Source organism: Anaerolineales bacterium (assembly GCA_016928575.1).
Lineage (GTDB): Bacteria > Chloroflexota > Anaerolineae > Anaerolineales > RBG-16-64-43 > JAFGKK01.
This window is the reverse complement of record JAFGKK010000001.1, coordinates 1-8,546: the sequence shown is the minus strand read 5'-3', so window position 1 is coordinate 8,546 and position 8,546 is coordinate 1. Positions and strand designations below refer to the sequence as shown.

The 8,546-nt window shown below is 66.5% G+C and carries 6 protein-coding genes; 4 read left to right on the top strand and 2 right to left on the bottom strand.

Annotated features, from left to right (window positions below; all coding sequences use genetic code 11):
• Positions 1 to 1,131: DEAD/DEAH box helicase (locus tag JW929_00030; protein MBN1437769.1), on the top strand; the 1,131-nt coding region annotated here is incomplete at its 5' end.
• Between the two features lie 153 nt (positions 1,132 to 1,284).
• Here the strand turns inward: JW929_00030 and JW929_00025 are convergent.
• A complete protein-coding gene (locus tag JW929_00025) occupies positions 1,285 to 2,367 on the bottom strand; it encodes a CPBP family intramembrane metalloprotease (GenBank protein MBN1437768.1) in 1,083 nt (360 codons plus the stop codon).
• Positions 2,368 to 2,795: 428 nt separating this feature from the next.
• A complete protein-coding gene (zwf, locus tag JW929_00020) occupies positions 2,796 to 4,244 on the bottom strand; it encodes a glucose-6-phosphate dehydrogenase (GenBank protein ID MBN1437767.1) in 1,449 nt (482 codons plus the stop codon).
• 512 nt (positions 4,245 to 4,756) lie between these two features.
• On the opposite strand from zwf, the gene JW929_00015 reads away from it, so the two are divergent.
• From JW929_00015 to JW929_00005, 3 genes are all read left to right on the top strand, one after another.
• On the top strand, positions 4,757 to 5,317 hold the full coding sequence (locus tag JW929_00015) for a sigma-70 family RNA polymerase sigma factor (GenBank protein MBN1437766.1): 561 nt from the start codon (positions 4,757 to 4,759) through the stop codon (positions 5,315 to 5,317).
• Positions 5,310 to 6,701, top strand: a complete 1,392-nt coding sequence (locus JW929_00010) for a hypothetical protein (protein MBN1437765.1) — start codon at positions 5,310 to 5,312, stop codon at positions 6,699 to 6,701. Before JW929_00015 ends, JW929_00010 begins: the two co-directional genes overlap by 8 nt.
• Positions 6,702 to 7,117: 416 nt before the next feature.
• Positions 7,118 to 8,377 (top strand): hypothetical protein, encoded by a 1,260-nt coding sequence (locus JW929_00005; GenBank protein ID MBN1437764.1) that lies wholly within the window; start codon positions 7,118 to 7,120, stop codon positions 8,375 to 8,377.
• The last annotated feature ends 169 nt before the right edge of the window (positions 8,378 to 8,546 follow it).

The window sequence follows — 8,546 nt, the reverse complement described above, 5'->3', positions numbered from 1 at the left end:
GGCTACGGGCCGCAGCTCTCCGCGCTCAAGGCCGGGGCGCACCTCGTCATCGGCACCCCTGGAAGGATCCTCGACCACCTCCTGCGCCGCTCGCTCGTCCTGGAAAACCTGGATTACCTGATCTTCGACGAGGCGGACCGGATGCTCTCGATGGGCTTCTACCCGGACATGCGCCGGGTGCAATCCTACCTGCCTCCCGAGCGGGTCAGCGGCTTCATGTTCTCGGCCACCTTCCCGCCCCAAGTGATCCGCCTGGCCGAGCAGTTCCTATATAAGCCCGGCTTCCTCAACCTCTCCAGCGACCACATCCACGTCACCGAGGTCGAGCACGCCTACTACGTCGTCGACGGGATGGACAAGGACCGCTCGCTGGTGCGGATCATCGAAACCGAGAACCCGATCTCGGCGCTGATCTTCTGCAACACCAAGCAGCGGGTGGAATACGTCACCGTCGTCCTGCAGCGCTTCGGCTACGACGCCGACGACCTCTCCTCCGACCTCTCGCAGCCCGAGCGCGAGCGGGTGATGGAACGAGTGCGCAAGGGGGCGCTGCGCTTCCTGGTGGCCACCGACGTGGCCGCGCGCGGGATCGACCTGCCCGAGCTTTCGCACGTCTTCCAGTACGAGCCGCCCGAGGATCCCGAAGCCTACATCCACCGCGCCGGGCGCACGGGCCGGGCCGGGGGCGGCGGGACCGCCATCTCGCTGGTCAACCGCGCGGAACTCGGCGACCTGGAGCGGATCGGCAAGCGCTACGCCATCCAGCTCCAGCAGCGCCCGGTCCCGGAAGACGCAGACGTCGAGCGGGTGGTCTCCGAGCGGATCATCACCCTGCTCGAGGCGCGCCTGCGGAGCCGCGACCGGTTGCAGACCGAGCGCATGCAGCGCTTCCTGCCGCTGGCGCGCTCGCTGGGCGAGAGCGAGGAGCCGGACCTGCTGGCGATGCTGCTGGACGATTTCTACCAGACGACTTTTCACGCGCCGCTCGTCCCGCCATTGGAGGAATCGGCGGCTCCCGCCGAGCGCGCCGCCGGCAGGGGCGGCGGATCGTCCCGCCGCTCACCCCCGCGCAAAGGGGGTGGTTCCAGCCGGGGCCGACGCGGAGGCCGCTCCTCCCCGAGAAAACGATGAATACCGACCCTAAGGGTTGCCTCGCCGCAGGAACCCTTGGGGTCCCGTTTACCTGTCGCACTCTTCGCCCTTTAGATATCCACAGTAATTGGAACCCACGCGCAGGACCTGTACGGGCCACGGTTCGCCCCGCTACCGGTTATGAGGCACTCTTCATCTATGATGGGGCTGGGAGAAGGCGTCCGGACCGGTCCCAGATCGCATCTGCCCCTGCCCGCCTCCACCCGGCGGCGGGGCGCAGGGATTCGGGGCGGACGAAGCGGCCGCACCATCGGCCTTGTTCCGCAGCCCATGAAAACTCGGATTCCCGTCGCCGCTTAACCGAGTTCCCCATCCCAGGCCTGGGTGCCTTCGCCGCGCATAGAACCAAGCGCAGATCAGCGCCGCCGCGATGAGGCCGATGGCGGTCAACCCTCCCTCGATCTCCGCTCCCCGCCCCAGGAATACTTCCGGCCCGGTCTCGCGGATTCGCAGCAGGGAGAAGGGATCCGCCCGCCCGCTCATCCCCAGCCCGAACACCTTGGATTGCGCCCAGTTCCACGCCCCGTGAAAACCGATCACGAACCACAGCGATCCGCTCCCCAGGCGCGTCAGGCAGAAAAACGCGCCGATCAGGGACACCCCAAGGAAGTATCCCCAGCCCGCGTTCCCGTGAAGGAGCGCGAAGAGGCAACCGGCGGCGGGCACGGCGAACCAAAGGGGGAATTCCTCGCCGAGGTTCTGGAAGAGGTACCCGCGGAAGGCGGTTTCTTCGGTCATCCCGACCGCGAGGGAAACCAACGCCGCGCCGGCAAGTTTATCCAGCGCGGTTGCCCACCCCGCTTCCGCGGATCCGAAGCCTTCGATCCGCATCCAGCCGAACGAGCATTCGACGGCGAAGAGCAATGCGATCAGCGCGCAGCCGGCGGTCCAGCCGAGGAGCAGGAGCGGTAAGCCGCGGTCGACCCGAGTCAGCCCGATCCCGCGCCACGGCCGCCGGTCCAGGAGCCGCCGCGCCAGCGCGGTGGCGGCCAACATCCCGCCCGCCGCCGCGGCGAGATACAACGCCCCCTTGGCGGTCTCTGAGAAGAGCGGATTCTCGTCGGCGCGCAGGAGTGCGGATTGCGAGAGGCCGGCGACGATCAGGAAGAAAAACAAGCCGGCCGCGATCCTCCAAAACAACCCGATCCTTCCCTCTGGGGTGATGAAAAAAACGCTCCACAGCCCCCGGCTCAGGCGGTTCCATGTCCCATCCATTCGCTGTTCCTCCAAAGGATACTTCCGGCCGCCGCGCGAACGGTTTCGGCCGGGATGAAGGCGTATTAAATAGTCGTTTGGGAGTGCGTTTTCCTTCGCGGGATTTCCGGAGGAGATCGGCGGGGCGGAGGGTGGAGCACCTGACAGGTGGTCACCTGACAGGTTGCCACCTGTCAGGTGGCGCGCTCCGGGTTCTTTGCGGTGAAGGTCCGCGGACTTACTCAGATTCCACCACGGGCGGGTAATTATCGGTGCGGGTGAAAAATTAGGGTGGGGTGGGGATCGTGAACCGCGATCCCCACCCCACCCTACTGCTGCTTTCGGGCACCTGTCCCGGCGCCGAACGAAGGGCCGGGATGTTGAACAGAGCCGCTGGCGACGATTCGATTCACGCAGCCCCGATGGATTTCCGCATCACGTGGGCGCCCCTATTCTCCGCAGGCCAATCGCCATGCGCGCCCGTCGCGCGCCAGCAACTGGTCCGCCGCCGCGGGCCCCCAACTCCCGCGCGGATAAACCTCCAGCGGCGGCCCCTCCCCGCGCCCCCACGCCGCGAGGACCGGATCCGTCAGCTTCCAACTCAGCTCGATCCCGTCGCTGCGCGCAAACAACGAAGCGTCGCCCTTCAACGCGTCGAGCAGCAGGCGTTCGTAAGCGTCCGGCAGCGCCCCGTCGAAGGAATCCCGGTAGTGAAAATGCAGGTCCACCGCGCGGATGTCTTTTCCCGAATCCGGAACCTTGGCGTTCCAGCGCAGATGGATCCCCTCGTCGGGCTGGATCAGCAGCCAAAGGATGTTGGGCGAGCATTCGCCGCAGCCTTCGAGCCGGAACACCTTCAACGGGGTGGGGCGGAAGACGACCGCGATCTCGGTCCGCTTTTCACGCAGCGCCTTGCCCGAGCGCAGGTAGAACGGTGCGCCGCGCCAACGCCGGTTGTCAATCCACAGCTTCCAGGCCGCGAAGGTCTCGGTCTGCGAGCCGGGCGCCACGCCCTCCGCCGAACAGAACCCCCCGTATTGCCCGCGGACCGTGTCCGCCGGCGGGATCGGCCGCACCGCGCGCAGGACCCGCGCCTTTTCGTCGCGGATGGCGTCCGCCGCAAAGGATTTGGGCGGCTCCATCGCCGTGAGCGAAAGCAGCTGGAAGAGATGGTTCTGGAACATGTCGCGCACCGCGCCCGCCTTGTCGTAGTAGGGCGCGCGGCGCCCCACGTCCACGTCCTCGGCGGCGGTGATCTGCACGCAATCGACGAATCGCCCGTTCCACACCGGCTCGAAGATCGAGTTGGCGAAGCGGAAGAAGAGGATGTTCTGGGCGGTCTCCTTGCCCAGGTAATGATCCATCCGGTAGACCTGCTCTTCGTGAAAATGCGCGTGGACCGCGCGGTTGAGCGCCCGCGCCGAAGCCAGGTCCCGGCCGAACGGCTTCTCCACCACCAGCCGCCGCCACCCGCCCCGCGCTTCGGCCGAGCCCGCCCGCCCGAGCCGTTCGACGATCCGTGGGAAAGAATCCGGCCCCGTCGCCAGGTAGTAGAGGCGGTCGCCCGATCCGCCCTCCCCCGCTCGCAGATGCTCCTCCAGCGCGGAATACGATTCGGGCGAATCCAGCTCGCCGCGGAAATAAAACACTTGCCGGAGGAACTCATCCCAGCGCGCCGGATCCGCAGCGGCGGGGGAATTCCCGTCCGCGCCCGCGCTCAGCCGCCGGCGGAAATCTTCGTCGGTGAGCGGGCGGCGACCGAAGCCGACCACCCGCGGGCAAGCCGGCAGCCTGCCCTTGGCGAAGTTGGCGAACAGCGCCGGGATCAGCTTCCTGGCGGTCAGGTCGCCGGTGGCGCCGAAGATCACCAGCGTCACCGGCCGGCAGGTATCGGGCATGGGCAACTCCCAGGCGCGGCGGGTGTCGCGTTTTTCCGCCGCGCGGCAACGGATATTGTACAGGATCCGGGAGAGGTTTTTGCATGCCGGGAATCCCGCCCTGTTTCTGCGCCGGGGCTGGGAAAAAGCGCCTGGAAGCTGTTGGGAGAGGACTCCATGCAGTCGGATGTGCGTCATGTCCGCGCCCGCCCTCGCCAACACCCTCGCTATGATCTGCGTCGGGGGATGCGGCGCCGGTTTTCGCTGGATTCCGGGTCCGTCTCCGGCCGGATTCCCGCCGAGGCCGTCTCGCTTCCTCCCCTTCGCAAAGGCAGGGGCAGGAATCCCGCCGCGCGAATCCCATCTCCCGGCACCCATCCCGAGCGCAGGGAGGGATCATCCGGGGGAGGGTCAGGGTAAGGGTTGGGGACGGGCGGTTCAGAAGTCGGGATCAATTCATGGAATAATGTCCCGAACGGCCGCCATCGTCCGTTATTTCCTATGGGATCCGCATCCCATCGGAAAGGGAGCTAATGTTAATGGAAGAGCGGGAGGCGAACCGGGAAATCCGCGGGAAGGGGGAATCCGCCGCACCGGCGCGCGCGCCGGCCGTGGAATCCTTCGACGCGCTCTACGGCCGCTGGCTCCAACCCGTCTACCGCTACATCCTCAGCCGGGTGCGCAGCGCTCCCGAGGCGGAGGACCTTGCCTCGCAGACTTTCCTGACGGCGTTCGAAGCCTACCCGCGCTACCGGGAAGAGGGGCGCGCGGCCGCCTGGCTGTTCACCATCGCCCGCAACAAGGTCCTGGATGCCGCCCGCCGCAAATCCCCCGCCCCGCTCCCCGAGGACGAAAACGATGCGCTCTACGCCGACGAAACGGGAGGCTGGGACGAGGAGTTCATCCTTTCCCTGCGGATCCGGATCGAATCGCTTTCCGCGGAGGATCAGGAACTGATCCGCCTGCGCTACGTCGCGGATCTTTCCTTCGCGGAGATGGCCGCCGTCGTGGGCAAGCGCGAGGAGGCTGTGAAGAAAGCCCTCTACCGCATCGTCGAGCGTCTGAAAAAGGACCTGGAGGACCGCCATGATTGAACGGAATATGGACCTCCGCTGGGAAGATGCGATCCGCGCCGCGGTGCGGGTGCGGGATGCCGATCCGGCATTTGCCGCCCGCCTGCGGAGCGAACTGGCACATAAAGCAATAGCCGCGCGCCCCGCCCGCCCCCTCCGCGCGCTCCGGCCTGCGTGGACCTTAGCCGCGCTCCTGCTCGCGCTGGCGGCCGCCCTGCTCCTGCTGATCGGCCCCGAGAAGGTCGTCGCCGCCCTGCAAAGCCTGCTCGGATACGTCCCCGGCGTTGGATTCGTGCGCATGGATCAGTCATTCCGGATCCTGGAGCATACGGTCCGCGAGGAACGGGACGGCGCTTCGCTGTACGTTCTCCAGGTGCTGGCCGACGAGGGACGGACGGTCGTGGTGTATGAAGTGGATTGTCCCGGGCCCGAATCGCAATGGCTTAAGACCGGCACCTATTGCACCGGCGCCCCCGCTTTGGAGCTCCCCGGCGGCGGAATCCTCTGGGCGGATCTGCGCGCCGGCCGCTCCGACCTTACATATTACCGCGAGCGCGCGGAGTTCCCCGCCGTTCCGCCGGGCACGGCCGAAATAGTGCTCCGGCTTCCCTTCCGCGCTTCGCCCGAATCCCCTTATGAATCGTGGGACGTGACGATGACACTGAGGCCCGCCGGCGGGGAGGCCACCGTCTATCCCGTGCTGGAGACGACGTCGGCCGCCGCGTCGCCCGGATTCGTGGATTCGGATTTGCTCCGGGAAGGATTGACGCTCGCGCTCGAACGGATCGTCGTGATGCCCGAAGAATACTACCTGCAGGGCAGCCTGGCATGGGATCCCGCGCGCTTTACCTACGCAGAGGCGGATTTCGCGCGGATGGAAATCCAAGATAACGCCGGCAGATTGTGCCCGCTGGAATTCGCCGCGCCGGATCCGGACGCGCCAGCGGAGAATCGCTTGGTTTGGGCCGTGCGCTTCAACCCGCAAGGGCACGCGGGCCCCTACCTGCTGCGTATCCATTCGATCGACGCCGCGCGCCCCGCCGGCGCGTCGATCGCCGTGGATTTCGGCCCCGCGCCGAAAGCCGGGCGGACTTTCTGGCTCGGCATACCTCTGCGAGCGGCGGGATACGACCTGCGGGTGACCTCGGCCCGGTTCGCCGACGCGGACGGTTCGATCGCGGTTGTCTTCACCTTCCGCGGTCCAGAGGATCTCGTCGGCGCAAGCTGGACCGACGCCGATCAGTCCGTCCTTCCCTATAAGGGCGGCGGCTTGATCCGTCCGGGTGAGTTTGAAAGCGGCGCCGTGTACCCGTCTCCTCCCTCCGGACGGCGCACGATCCGCGTCGAAACGCTGACGGTGCGCTACAAGGGAAGCTGGATCATTCCTTTCGACGTAGTTTTCTGACGGAATGCTGTACATAAGTAGCGCACTGACGGCGGTTGCGTCCATTCCGGATTGCTTTTGGGCTTTTTTACAGAAGATTGGAGGGCGCTTGGAGGTAATTCCTTGCAGTCAGTTGTTCGTCATTCCCGCGCGGTTTCAGCGGGAATCGAGGGTTTCTGCGGCCGGATGACCGCCAAGAACATACTCGATGCACGAGGGCAAGCGCGGGCGCCTGTCTCGAACATAGTCCGCGTTGATAATCCTCAACGGAGGTAAATCTCCGTTCGGATACCCATTAATCCTTTGCAAGCGCGGGGCAACCTCATAGATCTTCCGGGGTGGTCTCCACCGCTATCGACAACTTTTTTCGTCCTTCCGGGAAAGCCGGCTGTCTTCGCCGGAAAAAATCACAGGAAAATGGATTGGAGGTTTAGTAAATGAAAGCACGAAAAAATTGGATTACCGCCGCGGGCTTCGCGGCGCTGGTTTTCCTCTCCGGTTGTTCCGCGGGCGCCGTTCCGGCGGTGGAAACGGTGATTGCTCCGCTCCCGCTCGCATCGACCGTCACCTCCCCCGCGCCGACCGCCGAACCGACGCCGGCGCCGCCGGCCGTCCGCTCGATCGCGGCCGGCTGGGGGTTCACCCTCGCCCTCACCGATGCGGGCAACGTGAAATGCTGGGGCGCGGGTTCGGTGTGCGACGGGAGCACGGTGAATAAGAGCACTCCGGTGGACGTAGCGGGCCTCGCCGGCATCGCCGCGATCGCCGCCGGCGGCGGACACGCCTGTGCGCTGACCGATGCGGGCGGCGTGAAATGCTGGGGCCTCAACAACTTCGGTCAGCTGGGAAACTACACCCGCGAAGCCAGCACCGATCCCGTGGACGTGGCCGGTCTTTCCGGCGGCGTCGCCGCAATCTCCGCCGGCGGAGGCCACACTTGCGCGCTGACGCAAACCGGGGGCGTGAAGTGCTGGGGTCAGAATGATTTCGGCCAGCTCGGCGACGGGACCCAGAACCTCAGCCGGGTTCCGGTGGACGTACTCGGGTTGAACGGCGGCGTGCGCGCGATCGCATCCGGCGGAACCCACACCTGCGCGGTGCTCGAAAGCGGCGGCGTCCGCTGTTGGGGCTTCAACGGCAGCGGCCAGCTCGGCAACCCGGATACCGACGTCGCCGGCCGCTACCAGCCCGTCCCGGCCGACGTCCAGGGGCTTTCGGAAGCCGCCGTCGAGGCGGCCGCCGGGTTCGCCGTCACCTGCGTCCGGACCGAACGCGGCGGCGTGAAATGCTGGGGCCAGCGGGGAAACGGCCAACTCGGCGACGGACTCGCGCCCGAGGGGCAGAAACAATCCAGCTTCCTGCCGGTGGACGTCTTTGGTTTGGCGGAGGGGGCGGTCTCGATCGCCGTCGGCGGCGGCACTGCTTGCGCGGTCACCGGTGCGGGTGCGCTTTTCTGCTGGGGCACCCAGACTGGCGCCGAGGATCCCGCGGCGCGGGATCTCAGTTTCGCGCCGGTGCCGGTCAGCGGATTCTCAGGCGGAGTGGCCACCGTCTCGGCCGGCGATATGCACGTATGCGTCCTAACTGACTCCGGGATAGTGAAATGCTGGGGGAACAACCTTCATGGGCAGTTGGGCGACGGCACAACCGAAAACCGGCATCTGCCCGTGGAAGTCGTAGGGCTGACGCAGGTCTGAGCCGGACTCCTCCCCTCCCCGGCCCTCCCCAAATCATCGCCGGGAATGTAATGAATTCGAACCGTCATCCCCGATGATTTGGGGGGAAGCCCGCCCCGGACGCTATCTCCGGGGGGTTAGGGAGGTGTTACTCCTCCCAGCATCCGCCCGGCTCGTCGGGGTTGCATGG